This is a genomic window from Roseateles sp. P5_E8, assembly GCF_054177665.1.
On the sequence record NZ_JBGCUM010000012.1, the window covers coordinates 47,136 to 68,752 of the forward strand.

Below are 21,617 nucleotides of genomic sequence, written 5' to 3' on the forward strand. Positions count from 1 at the left end.
CTGCGAGTTGTCATGAAACGTCGAGACCTCTTCGGCCTGATGGCCTGCGCTGCGGCGGGCACGCAGGCGGCCCCCACCGGCAAGGCCGGCCCCCATCCTTCGGCGCTGGACGCCGCCGGGCAGCTGCGTGCCCTGCCCATGGACGGGCCACCCGACGGCTTCGGCTGGCTGCGCGTCGCCGAGGGCCTGCAGTTCCGCTCTGGCGGGCTGACCAAGAGCGTGCTCTTCTACGGCCCGGGCCTGGTGCGCGTGGCCGCCCACCTCGGCCAGGCCCACACCGCCCAGCCCAGCCTCGTCGTCGGGGCGCGGCCGCAAGCCGTTGCCTTCGACGTGCAGGAGACCGGTGACCAGCTCGCGCTCACCGGCGCAGGCCTGCGCATCACGGTGGACAAGCGCAGCGGGGCGCTGGCCTTCTTCGCCGCCGACGGCCGGCCGCTGACGCGCGAGCGCGAGCAGGCACCCATCGAACTCAAGCAAGTCGAGATCGCCGGCAGTCCCACCTACACACTGACGCAGACCTTCACGCTGACGCCCGACGAGTCCCTCTACGGCCTGGGCCAGTACGACGAACCCTACATGGACTACCGCGGTCGCGACGTGCTGATGGTGCAGACCAACATCGGCATCGTCGTGCCCTTCCTGGTGTCCACGCGGCGCTGGGGCCTGCTGCTGGACGTCTATTCCAAGATGACGTTCCGCGACCGGCCCGAGGGCATGAGCTTCACGGCCGAGAGCGCGCCGGCCGGTGCCGACTACTACCTCACGGCCGGCCCCGACATGGACGCCGTCATCCGCGGCTACCGCCACCTGACCGGAAGCGCGCCGATGTTCCCCAAGGCCGCCCTGGGGCTGTTCATGAGCAAGGAGCGCTACCAGACCCAGCAGCAACTGCTGGACGTCGTCAAGCGCTTCCGCGCCGACCACTTCCCGCTCGACTACATCGTGCAGGACTGGCAGTACTGGGGCGGCGAGAAGAACGGCGTCTGGGACGGCAAGTGGAGCGGCATGGTCTGGGACGCCGAGCGCTTCCCTGACCCCGCCGGCATGGCGCGCGAGCTGCACGGCAAGCTCAACGTCAAGCTGATGGCCTCCATCTGGCCGAGCGTCGGCAACGACACGGACCTGGCCCGCGAGCTGGATGCCAAGAAGCTGCGCTTCGAGCCGCTGCACTGGATCTCCAAGAAGGCGCGCATCTACGACGCCTTCAGCGCCGAGGGTCGCCGCATCTACTTCAAGCATGCCAAGAAGGGGCTGCTGGACATCGGCGTGGATGCCTTGTGGATGGACGGCACCGAGGTCGAGGTGGGCGGCGCAGCCCACGACGCGCGCGAGGTCGAGGCCGACATCAAGAAGCTGGGCATGACCGCGATGGGCGACACCACGCGCTACCTCAACGTCTACACGCTGGTGACGACGCGCGGCGTCTACGAGGGCCAGCGCGCCGCGAAGGACCTGGGCGGCAAGCGCGTGCTGACGCTGACGCGCTCCGCCTGGGCCGGACAGCAGCGCTATGCGGCCATGTCCTGGTCCGGCGACACGACGGCCTCCTGGACCACGTTCCGTGCGCAGATCGCCGGCGGCCTCAACGTCGCGATGGCCGGCCAACCCTACTGGACGCAGGACACCGGCGGCTTCTTCGTCAACTACGGCGGCGGCCAGCACAACCCGTCCTGGCGCGAGCTGTACGCGCGCTGGAACCAGTTCGGCATCTTCAACCCGGTCTACCGCATCCACGGCACCAACGTCGACCGCGAGCCCTACCTGTTCAAGACGCTGGACCCGCAGGTCTACGCCTCGCTGCTGAGCGCCGCGCAGCTGCGCATGCGCCTGCTGCCCTATCTCTACGGCCTGGCCTGGCGCAGCACGCAGGACGGCTACACGATGATGCGCGGCCTGGCCATGGACTTCCCCGACCAGCCGGCGCTGCGCAAGGTCGACGACACCTACATGTTCGGCCCCGCCTTCCTGGTGCAGCCGATCACGCGGGCCATGTTCCATCCCGAGGCCCCGCCGCCGCTGACCGTGCCGGCCACGCAGCTGCGCACCCCCGACGGCCAGCGCGGCCTGGTGCTGGAGTACTTCGACGGCATGAACTTCGAGAAGCCGGCGAGCCGCACTGTCGACACCGTCGTGGCCCACCACTGGCCCGATCCGCCGCTGGGCAGCATCCCGCCGGGGCTGAAGGGCCTGAGCAACTTCTCGGTGCGCTGGACAGGCGAGATCACCGTGCCGGAGAGCGGCGAGTACGAACTGGGCGTCGAGGGCGACGATGGCTTCCGCATGTGGCTGGACGACAAGCTGGCCGTCGACGACTGGGCCATGGGCGCCGCCCGCTTCAAGGGTCAGGTCATGACGCTGCGCGAAGGCCAGGTGCTGAAGGTTCGCGTGGACTTCTTCCAGGCAAGCGGCGGCCGCGCGCTGCGCCTGGCTTGGCGCACGCCCTCCCAGCGGCGCGAGGCGGCCGAGGCCCAGCGCAAGATCGACCAGAGCCAGGCCACGCTGCTGCCGGCGGGCTGTGACTGGTTCGACTTCTGGACCGGCAAGCAGCACACCGGGGGTGGCCGCGTTGAGCGCGACTACACGCTGGACCAGTTCCCGCTGTTCGTGCGCGCCGGCTCGGTCGTGCCGCTGGGCCCCGTCGTCGAGCACACCGGCCARGACCGCGACGCGCCGTGGGAGATCCGCATCTACCCCGGCGCCAACGCAAGCTTCACGCTCTACGACGACGACGGCGAGACCTACCGCTACGAACGCGGCGAGCGCGCCACCACCGCGCTGCGCTGGGACGACGCGCGCCGCACGCTGCATGTGGGCGCCCGGCAGGGTCGCTTTCCCGGCATGGTCGCGCGCCGCGAGCTGAACGTGCGCCTGATGGCGTCGCCTGGGCAGGGCGAGCAGACGCGCACCGCGCAGTACGACGGCCGCGGCCTGGCGCTCCACTTTTCCAAAGAACACGAGGCACGATCACCATGAAGAGGACCCTGCTGGCCTGCGCCCTCGCGCTAGCCACCCTCCAACCCACCCTCGCCCAGGACGCCAAGAGCCCGCAAGGTCGCCCAGACTGGCCCGGCGCCGGCCGGCTGTTCGCCGGGGTCAACTACCAGCCCGTGGACCGCACGCTGGAACAGGTGAAGTCCGACGTCGCGTTGATGAAGCAGTCCGGCTTCAGGGTCGTGCGCATGGGCGATCTGGCCTGGGACTATTTCGAGCCCGAGGAGGGGAAGTTCGACTTCAAGCACTTCGACGCCGTGATGGCCGAGGTGCATGCCGCCCGCATCCAGGTCATTCTCGACATCCCCGGCGCGCCGGCACCGATGTGGCTGCACCACAAGTACCCCGGTGTGGACATCGTCAACCAGGCCGGCACGCGCCTGGCGCCGGCCGAGCGCTACATGGACAACACCGCCGACCCGGACTACCGGCGCCTGGCCACCCGCATGGCCGACACGCTGGTCAAGCGCTATGCCAAGCACCCCGCCTTGCTCGCCGTGGGCTATGACAACGAGATCGGCAACGGCTTCATGTCCTACTCCGAGGCCGACCGCAAGCGCTTCGTCGAATGGCTGAAGAAGCGCTACGGCAGCATCGAGACGCTGAACAAGGCCTGGGCCACGCAGCGTTGGTCGCGCCGCATCGGCAAGTGGGACGAGGTGCGCCTGCCCCTGGCCGACGGCCCTGGGCCCGCCGAGCGCTACCTTGACCTGCGGCGCTTCTGGTCCGACATGACCCTCGCCACGCTGGCCGACCGGGAGGCGGTGCGACGCAAGCACACGCCGGACAAACCGGTGCTGTCCAACTACTGGGACTGGTCCGGCCGCAAGGGCTTCGACTACCTGGGCAGCTACCGCGATCACACCACCTTCGGCGCGATGGGCTTCTATGCCGGCGACGCCATCAACGGCGGCTGGGAGGCGGCGCTGATCAAGGGCGGCATGACGGTGCCCACCTGGTTCAACGAGTTCACGGCCGGGGGCGGCGGCTCCTACGGCAGCAAGGGCTGGTCGCGCATGTGGGCGCACTTCGTGCTGCTGATGGGCGGACAGGCCTCGCTCGCCTGGACCTTCAACAGCCACCTCGGCGGCGAGGAGCAGGCGCTGTGGGGCCTGATCGACCACGACGGCCGACCCTCGTGGCGGCTGGCCGAATGGGCCCGCATTGCCGGCGACTACGCCAAGCTGGAGAAGCTCGGCTTCCCGCGCCAGGTCGAGCCCAAGGTGGCCATCGCTTATTCCTTCGACAACGTGCATGCCACCAGCCCCAACGGCCCGAGCAACACGGTGCGCCAGTACATCAAGGCGCCCTACATCAAGCAGGCGCACGGCGCCTTCGAGCCGCTGTTGAAGGACAACATCGACGTGGCCGTCATCAAGCTCACGTACGAGGACCTCAGCCGCTATCGGCTGATCATCCTGCCGGGCATGTACCTGCTGGACAAGGCCGCCACCGAAGCGGTGCGCAAGTTCGTCGCCGAAGGTGGCACGGTCGTCATGACGGCGCAGTCGGCCAAGGTGGACGACAACAACCAATGGCACGCCACGCCCAAACCCGCCGGCCTGACCGACGTCTTCGGCCTGCGCACCAACGAGTTCTACGACTGGGTTGGCACGGTCAAGCTGGGCGACGAGGAGATCAAGGGCACGGTCAACCACTTCGAGGTGCTTGAGCCCTCCACCGCCCAGGTGCTGGCGCGCTTCAGCAACTTCGACGGCCAGCCCCCGGCGATCACGGTCAACAGCTTCGGCAAGGGCCGGGCCATCTACGTCGCCACCACGGCGCAGGCGCCGATCATGAAGCCGCTGCTGCGCCAGCTCTACACCGAGCTGGGCATAGCGCCCGGCCCCAAGACGCCGGACGGCGTGTACGCCCGCGCCGTCGACGGCCGCGTGCTCTACGTCAACACCAACTGGACGCCGGTGGACGTGCCGATCAGCGGCGCGATGCAGGGCGTGCTGGGCGGCCAGCGTTGGGACAAGACGCTGAAGCTGGAGGCGCTTGGCGTGGAAATGCTGGAACCCCGGAATTGAAGATGGCCCCCGAGAGACGAGAACGAACCCGATGAAGAAGAAGACCTCCGCTCTGCTGCTGGCCCTGCTTGCCGCTACCGCCCAGGCCGATGTACGCCTGGCCGAAGTGTTCGGCGAGCACATGGTGCTGCAGCGCGACCGCCCGCTGAACATCTGGGGCCAAGCGACACCCGGCAAGACGCTGAGCATCGAGCTCGGCGGCCGCAGCGGCACGGCCCGCGTCGGCGCCGACGGCCGCTGGCGTGTGCAGCTGGCCCCGCTGCCGGCCGGCGGCCCGCACCGCCTCGTCGTCAAGGGCGACCAGACCGTGGCGCTGAACGACGTGCTGATCGGCGATGTCTGGCTGCTCGGCGGTCAGTCGAACATGGAGTGGCCGCTGGCGCAAACCGACACGGGCCCGCAGGAAGTGGCCTCGCCGCAAAACGCACAACTGCGCCACCTGCGCGTGCCGCTGCGTGCCAGCGTGCAACCCGAAACCGACATCGCGCCCGCGCCCTGGGTCGTTGCGGAGCCCGGCCGCGTGGCCGAGTTCAGCGCCGTCGGCTACCACTTCGCGCGCCAGATGCAGGCCGTGCAGGGCGTGCCCATCGGCCTGATCAACACCGCCTGGGGCGGCTCCATGCTGGAGACCTGGATGAGTCGCGACGCGGCGCTGCGCGACCCCGACCTCGCACCCGCGGTGCGCGCCTTGCCGGCCGACAACGCTGCCTTCACCGCGGCGCTGGGCCAACGCATGTTGCCCCGCATCGCCGCCTGGCAGAAGGGTCTGCCGCTGGACGGCGCGGACGCCTCGGGCTGGTCTGCCGCTGCCGACATCGACGCCGACTGGCCCACGCTCAAGGCGCCAGGCAATTGGGAAGGCCAGGGGCTGGCCGACGTCGACGGCGTCGTCTGGATGCGCAAGCGTGTCGAGCTGAAGCCGGCTCAGGCCGCGGGAGCCGCTGAGCTGCACCTGGCCAAGGTGGACGACTGCGACGAGGTCTGGGTCAACGGCCAGAAGGTCGGCGGCCAGTGCGGCTGGGAGCAGGCGCGCCACTACACGCTGCCGGCCGGCCTGCTGCGCGCGGGCGCCAACTGGATCGCCGTGCGGGTGACCGACACCGGCGGGGGCGGCGGCATCTATGGCGACGCAGCCGACCTGCGCCTGGACACGACCGCCGGCGCGGTGTCGCTCGTCGGCCCCTGGCGGGCACGCGTCGAGACGCTCGTGGTGGCCGGCGGCCCCGTGGCGAACAACGCCCCGGCCCTGGGCCACAACGGCCTCGTCGCACCGTTGCAAGGCCTGTCCGTGCGCGGCGTGCTCTGGTACCAGGGCGAAGAAAACTCCGGGCGCGCGGCGGCCTATGCCGACGGCTTCAAGCGCCTCATCCAGGACTGGCGCAACCAGTTTGGCGATGCCAAGCTGCCCTTCTTGTTCGTGCAACTGGCCTCGTGGCGGCCCATGGCCGAGAACCGCCCCGACGGCAACGGCTGGGCCGAACTGCGCGCCAGCCAGGCCGCGGCCCTGGCCCTGCCTCACACCGGCATGGCCACGGCGATCGACGTGGGCGATGCCATCGACATTCATCCCCGCAACAAGCGCACCGTGGGCCAGCGCCTGGCCGCGCTGGCGATGCACGAGCTGGGCCTGCGCACCGCCCCGGCCACAGGCCCTCGCCTGACCGGCCACCAGTCGAAAGGCGGCGAATTCGAGCTGCGCTTCGACACCACCGCCGGCGGCCTGCGCACGGCACGCACGGGCGAGCCGCTGCGCGGCTTCTACCTGGCGGGCGCCGACCAGCGCTGGGTGCCGGCCGAAGCCCGCTTCGACGGCGACCGCATCGTGCTGCGTAGCGCTGCTGTGCCGTCGCCTGTCGCCGCGCGCTATGCCTGGGTCAACAACGCCAGCGAAGCCAATGTGATCGGCGGCGACGGCCTGCCGCTGCCGCCGCTGCGCACCGACGACTGGCCGCTCGAATCCGCCGGCCGCCGCTACGGGCGCTGAGCCCGACGCCCGTTCGACGCACCGCTCCAGAACGACGCTCTTCCCATCCCTCCAAAGAAACCTCCACATGCACCGCCTGATCCGACGCGCCGCTCGTGCCGTCGCACTGCTCTGCTTCATCGCCACCACGCCCGCCCATGCCGACGGCACGTTGAAGCTGGAAGCTCCCAAGCCCAATGTCGCGCCGACCCCACCGATGGGCTGGAACTCCTGGAACAAGTTCAAGTGCGAAGTTAGCGAAAAGCTGATCCGCGAACAGGCCGATGCGATGGCCGCCACGGGCATGAAGGACGCCGGCTATCAATACCTCGTCATCGACGACTGCTGGCAGAAAAGCCGCGACGCCGACGGCAACATCCAAGCCGATCCGAAGCGCTTCCCGTCCGGCATCAAGGCACTCGCCGACTACGTGCATGCCAAAGGTCTGAAGTTCGGCCTGTATTCCGACGCTGGCTCTCTGACCTGCGAAGGCCGCCCCGGCAGCGCCGGCCACGAGTTCCAGGACGCTCGCCAGTACGCCAAATGGGGAGTCGACTACCTGAAGTACGACTGGTGCCACACCGGCACCCGGAACGCCGAGGCGGCCTACACCATCATGGCCAAGGCGCTGCGCGACTCGGGCCGCGACATCGTGCTGTCCATCTGCGAATGGGGCACCGACCATCCCGAGCGCTGGGGCCCGACGGTGGGCCACCTGTGGCGCACCACCCACGACATCTACGACGGTTGGGAAAGCACGAAGGACCGTGGGAATGGCATGACCAACATCCTGGACATGCAAGCCGCGCGCGGGGGGCAGTCGGCTCCAAATGCCTGGAACGACCCCGACATGCTGGAAGTGGGCAACGGCGGAATGACGACGACCGAGTACGAATCGCACTTCTCGCTGTGGGCCATGCTCGCCGCGCCGCTGATCGCCGGCAACGACCTGTCAAGGATGGACGCCGACACGCTGCGCATCCTCACCAACAAGGACGTCATCGCCATCGACCAGGATCCGCTGGGCCAGCAAGGCCGCCGCGCGCTGAAGGACGGCGACCTCGAGGTCTGGATCCGTCCGCTGGCAGGCGGCGAGCACGCCGCAGTGCTGTTCAACCGCAGCAAGACGCCGGCCGACATGAAGGTGTCTTGGGAACAGCTCCAGTTGCCCGTCGACCAGAAGGCCGACGTGAAGGACCTGTGGAGCAAGAAGGTCACGAAGGGCGTGCGTGGCAGCTACGGCGGCAAGGTTGCGCCGCATGGCGTGATCATGTTTCGCATCAAGGCCGCGCCATGACAGCCCGGTGAACGCCCGCCATCCGACCTGAGGACGCCCCGAGTCGCAGCAGAGGGACGCGCCATGAGCGTGCACACGGCAGCACCATGCCTATTTGTTTTTAATTGTTGACCCAAACCCGGACCAACAATTTCGTGGAGATTTCCATGCGTGACAATATTTCCTTGTCATTTATATGTCTGTTATTGACTGTCGGATACAACGGCGTGCTCGCATCACCGCCARAGCAGCGCATTACGCTGCAAGGCGATGCGGGCGGGAAGCGTTTTGACGGCATTGGCGTCGTCGATGGGGGCGGGGCCACTTCGGTCTTGTTGAAGGACTATCCGGAACCCCAGCGCAGCCAGATTCTTGATTTGATCTACAAGCCCAAGTTCGGCGCTTCCGTCAGCGCGCTGTACGTCGAAATTCCCGGCGATGGCAATTCTACGCAGGGCTCCATGCCCAGTCATATGCACAGGCGCGATGACTTGAATTATTCGCGCGGTTATATATGGTGGGTTATGCAGGAGGCCAAAAAGCGCAATCCGAAACTCTCGCTTGATGCGACTGCCTGGAGCGCGCCCGGCTGGCTGGGCGACCAGGGCCCGGTGTTTGCAAAACAAGCCGGCAGCGACGACAAGGGCGACCGCAACTTCTTTTCGCAAGACACGGCCAACTACTACGTGACGTGGCTCCAGGGCCTGCGCCAGGTATATGGGCTGGAGCTGGACGCGATCGGCATTCGCAATGAAAAGGGTGTGAGCTATGCCTTCAGCAAGGCGCTGCGCACGACGTTGACGGCGAATGGTTTCAAGTCGACAAAAATTCATGCCTTTGACAATTGGCCGGACGATTGGAAATTCAATTTTGTGAACGACCTGGTGACGGATAAAGACTTGCGCGACTCGATCGACATCATCGGCGCCCATATCAATCCGCCCAAGTCGTTTACGCCGGCATCTGTGCGCGGGTTGGCCGAACGCCTCGACAAGCCGATCTGGAATACCGAGCAGCATGTGTACAAGGCTGGCTACGACGGCCTGATCTCGATGGTGCAGGGTTTCAACGAGAATTTTTTTCGCAGCGGCGCCACCAAGGTCATCAACTGGTATGGCATTGCCGGCCTGTACACCATGACCCCGTATTCCGGAGAGAAAGAAGCGGCCATACGGGCAAACTGGCCTTGGAGTGCGCATTACCAGCTCAACCCCGCGCTTTGGGGTTATGCCCATTACGGCCAATTCACCGAAATCGGCTGGAGCTACCTCAATGGTGGTAGTGGCGACCTGACGGCGGGCGGAACTTTTGTCACTCTGAAATCGCCAGCTGGCGACTACAGCGTCATTTTGGAAACCAAAAATGCCACGGCCTCACAACAGGTCCGTTTTGAAATTGGCGGCGGCCTGTCGTCGAATAAGCTGGCAGTCTGGCGCAGCAATGAGAAGGAGCACTTCGTACGGCAGGATGACCTGGAACCGGTCAATGGCGTCGTGACGCTCACCCTCGATCCGCAGGCTGTCTATTCACTGACGACCACCCGCGGGCAGCGCAAGGGCGGTTTCGACAAGATCCCGGAGATCAAGGCGTTCCCCTTCCCCTATTACGAAACCTTCGAGCAATACGCCGATCCGAAGCAATGGGGTTATTTGCCGCGCTACTTCTCCGACATCAGCGGTGCCTTCGAGTTGACCGCTTGTCCAGGGGGCAAGGGTCGTTGCCTGCGTCAGATGACGCCAGTGCCAACGATCTCGTGGGGGCCTGATTGGCAGCCGTACACCATCGTTGGCGACGACGCCTGGCAAGACTACGAAGTCAGCACCGACGTGTATCTGCAGCCTGGCGACGCGGCCGCGGTGATGGGACGTGTGAACCACGTTGGCACCGGTTTCGGTGTCATCCCCAAGGGCTACTTCGCGCAACTGAACGACAGCGGGGAACTGCGGTTGGTGGTCGTTCGCGGCAAGGTTGACCCGAAGAAGCTGGAAGGCGACGCCGAGCAGCAGGCCTTGATCAAGGCGCAAAACGACAGCAATGCTGGTGGCGAAAAAGTGCTCGCGACGATGCAGTTAGCGGGCATCGCGCCAGCTCAGTGGCACAAGTTGGCGCTGCGTTTCAGCGGTTCCACCATCACCGCCGTCGTTGATGGCAAAGCGGTACTGAGTGCGACCGACACGCTGTACGGCAAGGGCATGGCGGGTCTGATGGCGGGCGCATCGAAGAACCGGGTCAGCACGCCGTACTTCGACAATGTGCTGATCAACAGACTGGATGGCAGTTTGCCTAAGCCAGCGACCGCCATCGCTGGACAGCGTTCGATTTATCCAAGCTCGGCGCGGTGAACTTATGCGGTCGATCATTTGCATTGGCAGTCCCGGCCGGCCCCCTGGAACCATGAAGCTCCAGCACATGGGCACCACCTGCGCCGTCGCGATCGTCACCTTCGCGCCGTTGGCCTCGCAGGCCCGCAGCGGCGACGGTCGCGCTGACTGGACGGGCGCCGGCCAGCTCTTCGTCGGCACCAACTGCCCCGCCATCACGCCTGAACACTCCGCCCGGCTCAACGAAGTAGCGCGGGCCGTCGTCTGGCAAGTGCTGGCAGAGAGAGGCGCGCCATGAGGGTGAAGTCACTGCTGGTCGCGCTGGCGATCCTGGCCTGCGGTGCGCAGGCCGAGACGCTGGCCGTGAAGGACGCGAGGTCTCTGGAGGCCGCCCTGCTGCAGGCGCGGACCGACAAACGCATCCACCGCATCGAGCTAGCAAGCGGCAGCTACGCGCTTGCCGCGCCCCTTGTCATCGACGAGGTGCTGTCAGGCACGGCCGACGAGCCCTTCGTTCTGGCAGCGGCGCCCGGCGCGCAGCCGATGCTGAGCGGCGCGGTGTCGTTGCCCCCGCTGCACTGGGAAGGATGGAAGGGCGGCGTCTGGCGGGCCCGATATGCCGGCCCGTCGTTCCAGCGCCTGTGGCTGGGCCAGGTCCCGCTGGTGCGTGCCCGTTACCCCAACTTCGACCCGACTCAGCCCGGCTTCGGCGGTGCGCAAGACGCCACCTCGCCAGAGCGCGTGGCGCGCTGGCACAACCCGCAAGCTGCTGTGCTGCATGCGCTGCACGGCTACCAGTGGGGCGGTTTGCAGGTGCCCATCCTCGGCAAGAAGCCCGATGGCAGCCTCGACTACGGCGAGCAGGTCGGCAACAACCGCGCAATGCCGCCCAGCGACAGGGACCGCTACGTCGAGAACGTGCTGGAAGAGCTGGACGCACCGGGCGAGTGGTTCCACGACCGCAAGGATGGCTGGCTGTACTTCAAGCCGCTGGCCGGGGCTAAGCCGTCGGCGCGTGGCTTTCGCGCCGGCGTGCACGAGGCGCTGATTCGCATCGAAGGCCGGGGCGAGGCCGTGAAGCATGTGCGCGTGCAGCACATCATCTTCCGCGAAACGGAGCCCACCTTCCTGAAGGCCACCGAGCCGCTGCTGCGCTCGGACTGGAAGTTCTACCGCGTCGGCGCGGTGACCATCGAGAACGCCGCCGACGTTCGCATTGAGGGCTCCGAGTTCGTCGACCTCGGCGGCCATGCCGTGGTCGTCAGCGGCCGCGCGCAGCGCGTGACCGTCTCGGGCAATCACATCCACGACATCGGCGGCACTGCCGTGGCTTTCGTCGGCCGGCCCGAGGCCGTGCGCTCACCGCTGTTCGAGTACCACGAGCGGCTGGAGGTCGCGGCCATCGACCGCACGCCCGGCCCGAAGTCCGACGCCTATCCCAAGGACTCCGAGGCCAGCGACAACCTCATCCACGACATCGGCCAGATCGACCGTCAGGCCACGGGCGTGCAGCTGTCGATGGCGGCGCGCATCACGGTCGACCACAACAGCATCTACCGCATGCCGCGTGCCGGCATCAACATCGGCGACGGCACCTGGGGCGGGCACCGCCTCACCCACAACGACGTGTTCGACACCGTGCGCCTGACCGGTGACCACGGCAGCTTCAACAGCTGGGGCCGCGACCGCTTCTGGCACCCCGACCGCGCCGAGATGGACAGACGCGCCGCGGCCCACCCCGAGCTGGCGCTGCTGGATGCCGTCGAGCCCATCCTCATGCGGCGCAACCGCTGGCGCTGCGACCACGGCTGGGACGTGGATCTGGACGACGGCGCCTCCAACTACGTCATCGAAGAGAACCTGATGCTGGCCGGCGGGCTGAAACTGCGCGAGGGCTTCCAGCGCATCGTGCGCAACAACATCCTCGTCAACGGCAGCTTCCATCCGCATGTGTGGTTCGACAACGGCGGCGACGTCTTCGAGTCCAACCTCGTCATGGCGGCACACCAGCCTGTCGAGATCAAGCGTTGGGGGCGCAGCGTCAACCGCAACTTCTTCGTCACCGAGGCGGACCTGCGGGCGGCCCAGGCGCGCGGCACCGACGCAGACTCGGTCGCTGGCGATCCACGCTTTGCCGCACCCGCGCGTGGCGACTACACGGTCACGAACGCAGCTCTCGCCGAGCGCGTCGGCTTCGTCAACTTCCCCATGGATGACTTCGGCGTGCGCCCAACGCGGCTGAAGGCGCTGGCGCAGCAACCCGCTTTCCCGCTGCCCAGACAGCTCAGCCAGGCCGCGCCGCTACAAGCCGTACAGCAGCTGCATGGCCTGAGCCTCAAGCCCGTCGAGACGCTGGGCGAGCAATCGGCCGCCGGTCTGGGCGACAAGGCCGGCGTCATCGTGCTAAGCGTCGAGGCAGGCAGCGCCGGCGATACGGCCGGCTTCAAGCCACGTGACGTCATCGTCGGTGTGGAGAAGGCGGGCGCCATCGCCGATGTGGCGGCGCTGCGGGTCTTGCTGGCCGAGGGGACAGACCTCGTCATCGTCCGCAACCAGGCCCGTATCCGCCTGCACTGGCCCGGCCCCGCAAAACCATAAAAGTCGAACACGCCCGTCATCGGGCAGGGAGAAAAAAGATGAGCCAACAATCTCCGCAGCGGGCATCCGCGCTGGAAATCAGCGGCCTGGTGAAGCGCTTCGGCGGCCTGCCCGCCGTGGACCAACTCAGCCTCAGCATCCCGCAGGGCGAGTTCCATGCGCTGCTTGGGCCCAACGGCGCCGGCAAGACGACCACGCTGCGCATGGTGGCCGGGCTGCTGCGACCCGACGAGGGCAGCGTGCACATCCTCGGGCACGACGTCGCGCTTGATCCCATCGAAGCCAAACGCCAGCTGGCCTTCCTGCCCGACGACCCGCTGCTTTACGGCAAGCTGCGCCCGCTGGAATACCTGGAGTTCGTGGCCGGCCTGTGGGGCATCGAGCCTGGCGTGGCCGCGCCGCGCGCCGAGGAGCTGCTGCGCTGGCTGGACCTGTGGACCCACACCGGCGAGATCACCGAAGGCTTCTCGCGTGGCATGCGCCAGAAGCTGGCGCTGGCCGGTGCGCTCATTCACGACCCGCAGCTGCTGATCCTGGACGAGCCGCTCACCGGGCTGGACGCGGCGGCGGCGCGCCAGGTGAAGGACCTGCTGGTCGAGCGAGTCAAGCAGGGTCACACGGTCATCCTCACCACGCACATCCTGGAGATCGCCGAGCGGCTGGCGCAGCGCATCAGCATCATCCATCGCGGCCGTATCACCGCCCAGGGCACGCTGGACGAACTGCGCGCCCGTGCGTCGACCGGCGGCGGGCCGGGCGGGACGCTGGAAGACGTGTTCCTGCAGCTCACGAGCGTGGCATGACGGCGCTGCTGGCGTTGCGTCCGGGCTCCGTGCTGTGGCTTCTCCGTCACGAGCTCCGGCTGGGCTGGCGCGGCACGGGCAAGCAGATGGCCCGTGGGCTGCTGGGGTTCGCCGTCGCACTGAGCGCGGCGCTGCACGTCGGCGCCTACTTGCTTCTGCGCATGTGGCCAGCCGGCAGCGGGCAGCTTGTGCTGACCATGTTGATCTGCGCGGCGGCCTGGATCACCATCAGCCTGATGCTCGCGCAGGCCATCCTGCAGTCCGTTGAGGCGCTGTTCGACCGCGGTGACCTGGACCTGCTGCTGTCGTCACCCGTGGCGACACACGTTGTCTTCATCGTGCGAGGCCTGGGCATCGTCGCCAACATCAGTGCGCTGTTCCTGTTCCTGCTGGCGCCGTTCGCGCACGTGGGCCTGTTCCTCGGGCACCCGCAGTTGCTCGGCATCTACCTGGCGGTGCCGGCACTGGCGCTGGCGACCACCGCGCTGGGCCTGGCACTCACGCTGGCGCTGGTCCGTGTGCTCGGCGCCCGCCGGGCCCGCATCGCGGCGCAGGTGCTGGTCACGCTGATGGGCGGGGCGTCGGTCGTGCTGTGGCAGTTGCCCAACGTGATCAGCGCTGCCGATCTGCAGCAACTGCTTGCCAGGCTGATCCGCTGGGTCGAGCCAGGCGGTCCGCTGGCGCCGGACAGTCCAGTCTGGTTTCCGGGCCGCGCGCTGGTCGGTGCGCCACTGCCGCTGCTGACGGTCGCGCTGGTCGGCGTCGTCGGCTTCGGGCTCGTCATCGGTCTGGCCCACCATCGTTTCCTGGCGGGCACGCAGGAGTCCGTCACCGGCAGCGCCAGGCGTATCGCGGCGGCGCCGCAGCGCGGCAGCGTCCGGTTCAAGGGCGGGCTGTGGCGCAGCGTGCTGGTCAAGGAGTGGCGCCTCATCGCACGCGACCCGCAGCTCATTGCCCAGACACTGATGCAGCTGCTGTACCTGCTGCCGGTGGTGCTGCTCGCGCTGCGCGGCGCAGGGCTGACCGTGCTGGCGTCTATGGCGGTGATGCTGGCATCGTCACTGGCGGGCAGCCTGGCCTGGATCACCGTCGCGGCCGAGGATGCGCCTGACCTGCTGGGCAGCGCACCGGTTCCACCGTCGCTGCTGCGCTGGCCAAAGGTGCTGGCCGCGCTGGTGCCAGCATGGTTGGTGGTGTTGCCGCTGCTGCTGGTCTTGCCGACGCACGGCCTCTGGCTGACGCTGACGTKTCTTTTCTGCCTCGCCGGCGGCACGGTCTCGGCCGGCGTGATGCGAGTGTGGTACCCCATCCAGGCCAAGCGCAAGGATCTGATGCGGCGCGCGAAGGGCAACGGACCGACAGTCCTGATCGAAGCATTCACAGGCCTTGCCTGGGCGGGCACGGCGTACTGCCTGAACGAGGCACCGCGCTACTCGCCATTGCCCTTGCTAGTCGCCTTGCTCGGCTGCAGCGTGGTGTGGTGGATGGGCCGTTCACGTCGGGCGGAGATGGCATGACCGGTGAGACCGCGGGTCTCCACCCATAGGTTTGGTCTGACCAATTTGTGAAAATTACCACCAGGGTATTACCAATGAAAGGCCGACCGAGCTGGCGGAACAAACGTCAACGAGGCCAGCCACCTGCCTGCGGCGAGCGGTGCCTCCCACCGTCATCTGACACCGATGCAGCCGCCATCGGTGGCTGGGGCACGTTCCGCATGAAGAGGGTCCTGGGACTCCGTGCGGCTCACCAATGAGGGCTCCATCCATGCTCAGACTCGCATTCGCCGCGCTGCTCGGCACGCTCATGCTGTCGGCCGGCGCGGCGACCGTTTCTGCCGCGCCCCGGCTGCGCCAGCACGAGCGCGCCTACCCGGACGCCGCGACGGCGCAATGAGCTCGGAGCCACGGCATGCACACACCCGCAACCTCACAAGAATACAAATGAGACAAGCTTCCCTCTTCGCCTGGGCCTCCTGGGCCCTCGCGCTGGCCGTCGCCGTCGGTAGCGCCAGCGCTGCCGACGGCGCGCGCCAACGCACTCGCATCGACGATGGCTGGCGCTTCGCGCTGGGCCACGCTTCAGATCCGGCGAAGGACTTCGACCACGGCGTGCGGCCGTTCTTCTTCGGCAAGGCCGGCTACGGCGACGGCCCGGCGGCGGCCGACTTCGAGGACCGCCCCTGGCGCCGCGTCGACCTGCCGCACGACTGGGCCGTGGAGCTGCCGTTCAGCTCACGCGGCAGCTCGCCGCACGGCGTGAAGGCCATCGGCCGCGGCTTTCCGGAGAACAGCGTCGGCTGGTATCGCCGTGAGCTGGCCGTGCCCGAGTCGGCGCGCGGCCAGCGCTTTACGCTGGAGTTCGACGGCGTGTTTCGCGACAGCGTCGTCTGGGTCAACGGCCACTACCTGCGCCGCGAGGCCAGCGGCTACTCGGGCTTCCAGGTCGACATCAGCGACTACCTGAACTTCGGCGGCCGCAACGTCGTCGCGGTGCGCGTGGACGCCACCACGCCGGAAGGCTGGTGGTACGAAGGCGCGGGCATCTACCGCCATGTGTGGCTGACGCAGACCGGGCCGCTGCACGTGGCGCCCCAGGGCAGCTTCGTGCGCGCCACGGTCAACGGCGACCGCGCCGACGTGGCCGTCGACACCACGGTGCGCAACGCCGGTAACGCCGCCGAGTCCTTCAGCCTGGAGCACGAGCTGCGCGACCCGGCCGGCCGCGTCGTCGCCAGCGCCAGCGTGCCGGCCCGCCAGGTGGGCGCCGATGCCACCCTGGACCTGACGGCCCAACTGAGCGTCAGCGCGCCGCAGCTGTGGTCGCTGGAAACGCCGCAGCGCTACACGCTGACGACCGTTGTCAAGCGCGGCGCCGAAGTCGTCGACCGCGTCGACACGCCCTTCGGCATCCGCACCCTCCGCTTCGATGCCAACGAGGGCTTCTTCCTCAACGGCCGTCACGTCGAGCTGCACGGCGTCAACAACCACCAGGACCATGCCGGCATCGGCGTGGCGCTGCCCGACGGCATGCACGAGGCGCGGCTGAAGATGCTCAAGGCAATGGGCGTGAACGCCATCCGCTCGGCCCACAACCCGGCCACGCCCGAGCTGCTGGAGGCCTGCGACCGCTTGGGGCTCCTCGTCCTCGACGAGCACCGCATGATGGGCACGGCGCCTCAGATCCGCGACGAGCTGGAGCGCATGGTGCGCGGTGGCCGCAACCATCCGTCAGTCATCCTGTGGTCGGTCGGCAATGAGGAGTGGGCCATTGAGAACAGCGAGATCGGCACCCGGCTGACACAGCAGATGACGGCCATCGTGAAGCGCCTGGACCCGACGCGGCCGGTGACGCAGGCCGCCTCCAGTTCGGGCCAGCCGCAAGGCACGTCGGCGGGCGCAGACGTCATCGGTTTCAACTACAAGGGCCAGCACGATATCGACGCCATGCACCGGCGCTTCCCCGAGCGGCCGATGCTCGTCACCGAGGAAGGCGCGACCCATGCGACGCGCGGCGTCTATGCCGACGATCCGGCGCGCGCGCACATCGCCGCCTACGACAAGCGCACGGGCGCCAGCTACACCTCTTCCATCGAGGAAGGCTGGCGCTTCGTCGCCGAGCGCCCTTTCCTGGCCGGCATGTTCGTCTGGACCGGCTTCGACTACCGCGGCGAGACCACGCCCTTCGGCTGGCCCGCCGTCTCGTCGCAGTTCGGCATGCTGGACACGACCGGCGCGCTGAAGGACAGCGGCCAGTACCTGAAGGCCGCGTGGACCACCGAGCCCATGGTGCACGTGCTGCCGCACTGGAACTGGCCGGGCCGCGAAGGCAAGCCCGTCGACGTGCGCGTCTACGCCAACACCGACGAGGTCGAGCTGCTGCTGAACGGCCGCTCACTCGGCCGCAAGGCGCTGCAACGCTACGGTCACCTGAAGTGGTCCGTGCCCTATGCACCGGGCAGCCTGACGGCGCGCGGCTACAAGGCCGGCAAGCTTGTCACCACGCAGACCGTGGCCACCACCGGCAACGGCACGGCAGTGCGGCTGACCGTGGACCGCGCGCGGCTGCGCGCCGGCAGCGACGATGTCGCGTTGGTCACGGTGAACGTCGTCAACCGCGAGGGCCGCGTCGTCCCGACCGCCGGCCACCGCGTCGCGTTCGAAACCAGCGGGCCGGTGCGGCTCATCGGCATGGGCAACGGTGACCCCAGCTCACACGAGGCCGACCGGCCGGCCGAGCTGCATCGCTACGCAGCCGCCACGGGCTGGCGCCACCACAGCATCGCCCGGGCGGAGGACGCGGCCGCGTTGATGGCCACGACAGGCGGCACCGGCTGGCGCGACCCCTTCGCCTGGGTTGCGCCCGAGCATCGGCCCGCCGACACCGCCTGGAACGTGGTGCAAGCCACCATCACGCGCACGGCGCCAGCCGGCGAACGCCAGGTGCTGCTGCTCGGCGAGGTTGCACCGGGCGTGCAGTTCCACCTGGACGGCCGCCCCGTCGCGCTGCGACAGGAAGCCGGCATGACGGCCATCGACCTCGACCCCGCCGCTGGGCCCGAGTCCACGCTGACCGCCGTCTTCCCGACGCCGGCCGGCGGCACGCGCGCGCTGTTCGACGGCGCACAGAGTGGCCGCCGCTGGGCGACGCTGCGCACCACCACGCCGGCCGCGCCATGGCAGCGCAGCGTGTTCAACGGCCAGGCGCAGGTGATCCTGCAATCCACCGGCAAGACCGGCGACAGCGGCCGCGCCACGCTGCGCGCCGTCAGCGAAGGCCTTGCGCCGGCCGCGACGGCAATCGAGATCTTCTGAAAACCCCATGGCTGCCAGACAACAGCCGCACGCCACAAAAGAAGCTATGACCCCGCCTTCTCACGACGCCGCCCCACCCACCGCCGAACCTGCACAGCAGCCGCAATGGGGCCGCCGATTCAACGTCTACGCGCTGACCATTGCGGTGGTCTTCCATCTGGTGCTTCTGGTGGCGGTGCTGTCATGGCGTTCGCGGGTGCCGCCGCCAAACAAGCCCCGCATATCGCAGATCAGCATCGTCGAGGTCAAGCAGCCACCCAAGCCCCCCGAACCCCCGCCGCCCCCGCCCAAGCTGCCAGACCCGCCGCCACCGAACATGCCGGCCATTCCCGAAATTCCGCCCGTCGAGGCGCCCAAGGTCGCGCCGGTGCCGCCCCCCGTCGCGCCGGTGGTGGCGCTGGCTCCGGCGCCGGCACCTCCTGCCGTCACGCCTCCGCCGCCACCGCCTCCGGCAGCCAGCAGCGCGGTGCCGCCCAAGCTGTTTGAAGAATGCGCCGACTCGCCGGACCGGCCGATGGTGGCCGAGGTCTACCGCCTCCGACCGGACACCAAGTCAGTGAACGAAATGCGCCGGCGCAAACCCATCAAGACCGTCTGCCTGGCGCAGCTCGACATCACGCCGCGCGACCACCGCGACGGTTTCCCCGGTCTGGACATGAACGAATGGTTCGGGCTGGACATCCGCTTCACCGTCAACATCCCGCAGGACATCACCATGGACCTCATGGTGCTGTCTGACGACGGCGCCATCCTCACCGTGGATGATGTGGAGGTGATCAACAACGACGGCATCCATGCCGCCAGCCCGTTGATGGAAACGGTCAAGCTGGCCAAGGGCCTGCGCAACTTCCGTGTGCGCTACTTTCAAGGGCCTGGCTTTGGTCTCGCGCTGATGCTGGCCTGGAAAAAGCCAGACGGCAAGGACTACCAGTACATCCCACGCCGGCTGCTCGGCCGCCCGCCGGCCGCTGCTTCAGCCCCTCAGTAGGCCGGACGACATCGGGCGGGCTCGATCCCGGGAGCGCCAAGATGGACAAGACGCCGTTGGACCGCAACCGCTGCCGCACCCGGCATGCGGTGGCGGCCACCGGCCTCTTCCATCCATGCCTCAGAAGGGTTCGGCAGGTACGGCAATGCGCAAGGTTGAGCTGGCGCTGGGCGGCGGCAGCGATCAACCGAACGCAGTGCAGTCTCGCAGTTACCCCAATGTCTTGCGCAGCGTGTGATGGTGCAGCGGCATGCGGTCCACCGATGCCTTGATGGCGTTGCGACGCGCTTGCAGTGCTGACCGCGCTCGTTCCTGTGGAATCTCGCCGACGACCGGGTCGTGGCGCTCGGGCCAGTGGTCCATGCCGGCGTGGATGGCCAGCCAACTGGTGGGAAGGAACCCTTCCTCGTCGTACTCATGCAGCACGCCGTAGCGCCGCCACACCTCCATGCGGAAGGCCAGCGTCTCGGGCAGCTCCATCGTCGCCACATAGCGCCACAGCTCGCTGTCGCGGCGGCGGGTCAGGCAGTAGTGAAGGATGACGAAATCACGGATGCGCTGGAAGCGCCGCACGGCGCCATCGTTGAACTGCGCGCGATCGTTCTCATCCAGCGGTCGGCCGGCAGTCAGCATTGTCATCAGGCGGCTGATGCCGTCCTGAATCAGGTAGATGCTGGTGGACTCCAGCGGTTCCAGAAAGCCCGAGGACAAGCCGATGGCGATGACGTTGTTGACCCAGAAGCGCTGGCGGTGGCCGGTGGTGAAACGCAGCAGCCGAGGCTCGCCAAGCGGCTTGCCGTCAAGGCGGGCCAGCAGTTGCTCGCGCGCGCGTTCCGGATCGATGAAGCGACTTGCGAATACGTGGCCATTCCCGGTGCGGTTCTGCAGCGGGATGCGCCACGCCCAACCGCCTTCAAGCGCAGTGGCCTGTGTATAGGGAGCGAGCTCCTCGTCGACACGCGCTGTCGTACAGGCCCACGCGCCATCGACCGGCAGCCAATGGCTGAAGTCGACAAAGGGCTCCTGCAGGGCGTCGCCCAGCAACAGCGAACGAAAGCCAGAGCAGTCGACGAAGACGTCGCCCTCGATGCGCCGACCATCGTCGAGCTGCACGGCCGCCACGCCGCCATCCGCGCGGCGGGTAACGTCGACGATGCGCCCCTGCGTGTGGCGGGCGCCGCGCAGCATCGCGAGCTTGCGCAGATAAGCCGCGTACTGCACGGCGTCGAAGTGATAGGCGTAGTTGAACTCGGCCTCCCTGGAGGGCTGCGCAAAGCGGCCCTGCATTGCCATCACAGTCGACACGCACTGCAGGCCCAAGGGTTCGGTCAGACCCATGCGCCGGTGCTGGGCCCAAGGCGCCTGCGAGCCGACCAGGTTGCCGAAATTGCCGAAGGTGTGGAAGTAGTCCTTACCTACCTCCAGCCAGTCGCAGAAGCGGGCACCGAGCTTGTAGGCGCCGTTCGTGGCGCGCAGGAAATCGCGCTCATCGATGCCGACCAAGTCGTTGTAGTTGCGGATGGATGGGAAGGTGGCCTCGCCGACGCCGATGATGCCGATCTCCTCGGACTCGACCACCTCGACGGTGATGCCGAGGCCCTTCAGCCCCGTGACCAGTGCCGTGGCCGTCATCCACCCCGCGCTGCCACCACCCACCACGACGATGCGATCAAACTTCTGCGTCATAGAGACCCTGCCAAGTTACTTGGCGCGTTGAACGACCTGCGTCGGCGCCAATCATTTCCATCTCTGGCCATGCGCGGCGCCGACCCACACAAGTAGGCATGCCGCCCGGACAACCCGTCCGGGCGGCATGCAGGTGACGCCGAA

Annotated in this window: 13 protein-coding genes; 12 read left to right on the forward strand and 1 reads right to left on the reverse strand. The window is 67.8% G+C overall.

Going from position 1 to position 21,617, the window contains the following annotated elements; all coding sequences use genetic code 11:
• The first annotated feature begins 12 nt into the window (after positions 1-12).
• From ACXRVZ_RS09660 to ACXRVZ_RS09715, 12 genes are all read left to right on the forward strand, one after another.
• Entirely contained in the window at positions 13-2,973 is a 2,961-nt protein-coding gene (locus ACXRVZ_RS09660) for a TIM-barrel domain-containing protein (protein ID WP_458232348.1), read from the forward strand.
• Positions 2,970-5,024, forward strand: a complete 2,055-nt coding sequence (locus ACXRVZ_RS09665; RefSeq protein ID WP_457421183.1) for a beta-galactosidase — start codon at positions 2,970-2,972, stop codon at positions 5,022-5,024. Before ACXRVZ_RS09660 ends, ACXRVZ_RS09665 begins: the two co-directional genes overlap by 4 nt.
• Positions 5,025-5,055: 31 nt before the next feature.
• Complete coding sequence (locus ACXRVZ_RS09670) at positions 5,056-7,008, forward strand: sialate O-acetylesterase (RefSeq protein WP_458232349.1); 1,953 nt, start codon at positions 5,056-5,058, stop codon at positions 7,006-7,008.
• A 67-nt stretch (positions 7,009-7,075) separates the two neighbouring features.
• Positions 7,076-8,284: a glycoside hydrolase family 27 protein gene (locus ACXRVZ_RS09675; RefSeq protein WP_457421179.1), complete on the forward strand. Its 1,209-nt coding sequence runs from the start codon at positions 7,076-7,078 to the stop codon at positions 8,282-8,284.
• Between the two features lie 146 nt (positions 8,285-8,430).
• Positions 8,431-10,605, forward strand: coding sequence for a hypothetical protein (locus tag ACXRVZ_RS09680; protein WP_458232350.1), 2,175 nt, complete (start codon positions 8,431-8,433; stop codon positions 10,603-10,605).
• Positions 10,606-10,657: 52 nt separating this feature from the next.
• Positions 10,658-10,882, forward strand: coding sequence for a hypothetical protein (locus ACXRVZ_RS09685; RefSeq protein ID WP_457421175.1), 225 nt, complete (start codon positions 10,658-10,660; stop codon positions 10,880-10,882).
• Positions 10,879-13,182, forward strand: coding sequence for a hypothetical protein (locus ACXRVZ_RS09690; RefSeq protein WP_457421173.1), 2,304 nt, complete (start codon positions 10,879-10,881; stop codon positions 13,180-13,182). The genes ACXRVZ_RS09685 and ACXRVZ_RS09690 overlap by 4 nt, the downstream gene beginning before the upstream one ends.
• Before the next feature lie 38 nt (positions 13,183-13,220).
• Positions 13,221-13,985: an ABC transporter ATP-binding protein gene (locus ACXRVZ_RS09695; RefSeq protein ID WP_457421171.1), complete on the forward strand. Its 765-nt coding sequence runs from the start codon at positions 13,221-13,223 to the stop codon at positions 13,983-13,985.
• Complete coding sequence (locus ACXRVZ_RS09700) at positions 13,982-15,502, forward strand: hypothetical protein (protein WP_458232351.1); 1,521 nt, start codon at positions 13,982-13,984, stop codon at positions 15,500-15,502. Before ACXRVZ_RS09695 ends, ACXRVZ_RS09700 begins: the two co-directional genes overlap by 4 nt.
• Before the next feature lie 250 nt (positions 15,503-15,752).
• Positions 15,753-15,881, forward strand: coding sequence for a hypothetical protein (locus ACXRVZ_RS09705; protein ID WP_457421167.1), 129 nt, complete (start codon positions 15,753-15,755; stop codon positions 15,879-15,881).
• A 47-nt stretch (positions 15,882-15,928) separates the two neighbouring features.
• Positions 15,929-18,799: a beta-galactosidase GalA gene (galA, locus tag ACXRVZ_RS09710; RefSeq protein ID WP_458232352.1), complete on the forward strand. Its 2,871-nt coding sequence runs from the start codon at positions 15,929-15,931 to the stop codon at positions 18,797-18,799.
• A gap of 46 nt (positions 18,800-18,845) precedes the next feature.
• Entirely contained in the window at positions 18,846-19,787 is a 942-nt protein-coding gene (locus tag ACXRVZ_RS09715) for a PA14 domain-containing protein (protein WP_458232353.1), read from the forward strand.
• Between the two features lie 210 nt (positions 19,788-19,997).
• Here the strand turns inward: ACXRVZ_RS09715 and ACXRVZ_RS09720 are convergent, their stop codons facing one another.
• Positions 19,998-21,473, reverse strand: a complete 1,476-nt coding sequence (locus tag ACXRVZ_RS09720; RefSeq protein ID WP_457421161.1) for a tryptophan halogenase family protein — start codon at positions 21,471-21,473, stop codon at positions 19,998-20,000.
• Positions 21,474-21,617: the final 144 nt, after the last annotated feature.

Bases quoted from the DNA above. Each gene is read 5' to 3' on its own strand.
- ACXRVZ_RS09665 (WP_457421183.1), top strand. From the start codon at position 2,970: ATGAAGAGGACCCTGCTGGCCTGCGCCCTCGCGCTAGCCACCCTCCAA.
- ACXRVZ_RS09670 (WP_458232349.1), top strand. From the start codon at position 5,056: ATGAAGAAGAAGACCTCCGCTCTGCTGCTGGCCCTGCTTGCCGCTACC.
- ACXRVZ_RS09675 (WP_457421179.1), top strand. From the start codon at position 7,076: ATGCACCGCCTGATCCGACGCGCCGCTCGTGCCGTCGCACTGCTCTGC.
- ACXRVZ_RS09685 (WP_457421175.1), top strand. From the start codon at position 10,658: ATGAAGCTCCAGCACATGGGCACCACCTGCGCCGTCGCGATCGTCACC.
- ACXRVZ_RS09690 (WP_457421173.1), top strand. From the start codon at position 10,879: ATGAGGGTGAAGTCACTGCTGGTCGCGCTGGCGATCCTGGCCTGCGGT.
- ACXRVZ_RS09695 (WP_457421171.1), top strand. From the start codon at position 13,221: ATGAGCCAACAATCTCCGCAGCGGGCATCCGCGCTGGAAATCAGCGGC.
- ACXRVZ_RS09705 (WP_457421167.1), top strand. From the start codon at position 15,753: ATGCTCAGACTCGCATTCGCCGCGCTGCTCGGCACGCTCATGCTGTCG.
- galA (WP_458232352.1), top strand. From the start codon at position 15,929: ATGAGACAAGCTTCCCTCTTCGCCTGGGCCTCCTGGGCCCTCGCGCTG.
- ACXRVZ_RS09715 (WP_458232353.1), top strand. From the start codon at position 18,846: ATGACCCCGCCTTCTCACGACGCCGCCCCACCCACCGCCGAACCTGCA.
- ACXRVZ_RS09720 (WP_457421161.1), bottom strand. From the start codon at position 21,473: ATGACGCAGAAGTTTGATCGCATCGTCGTGGTGGGTGGTGGCAGCGCG.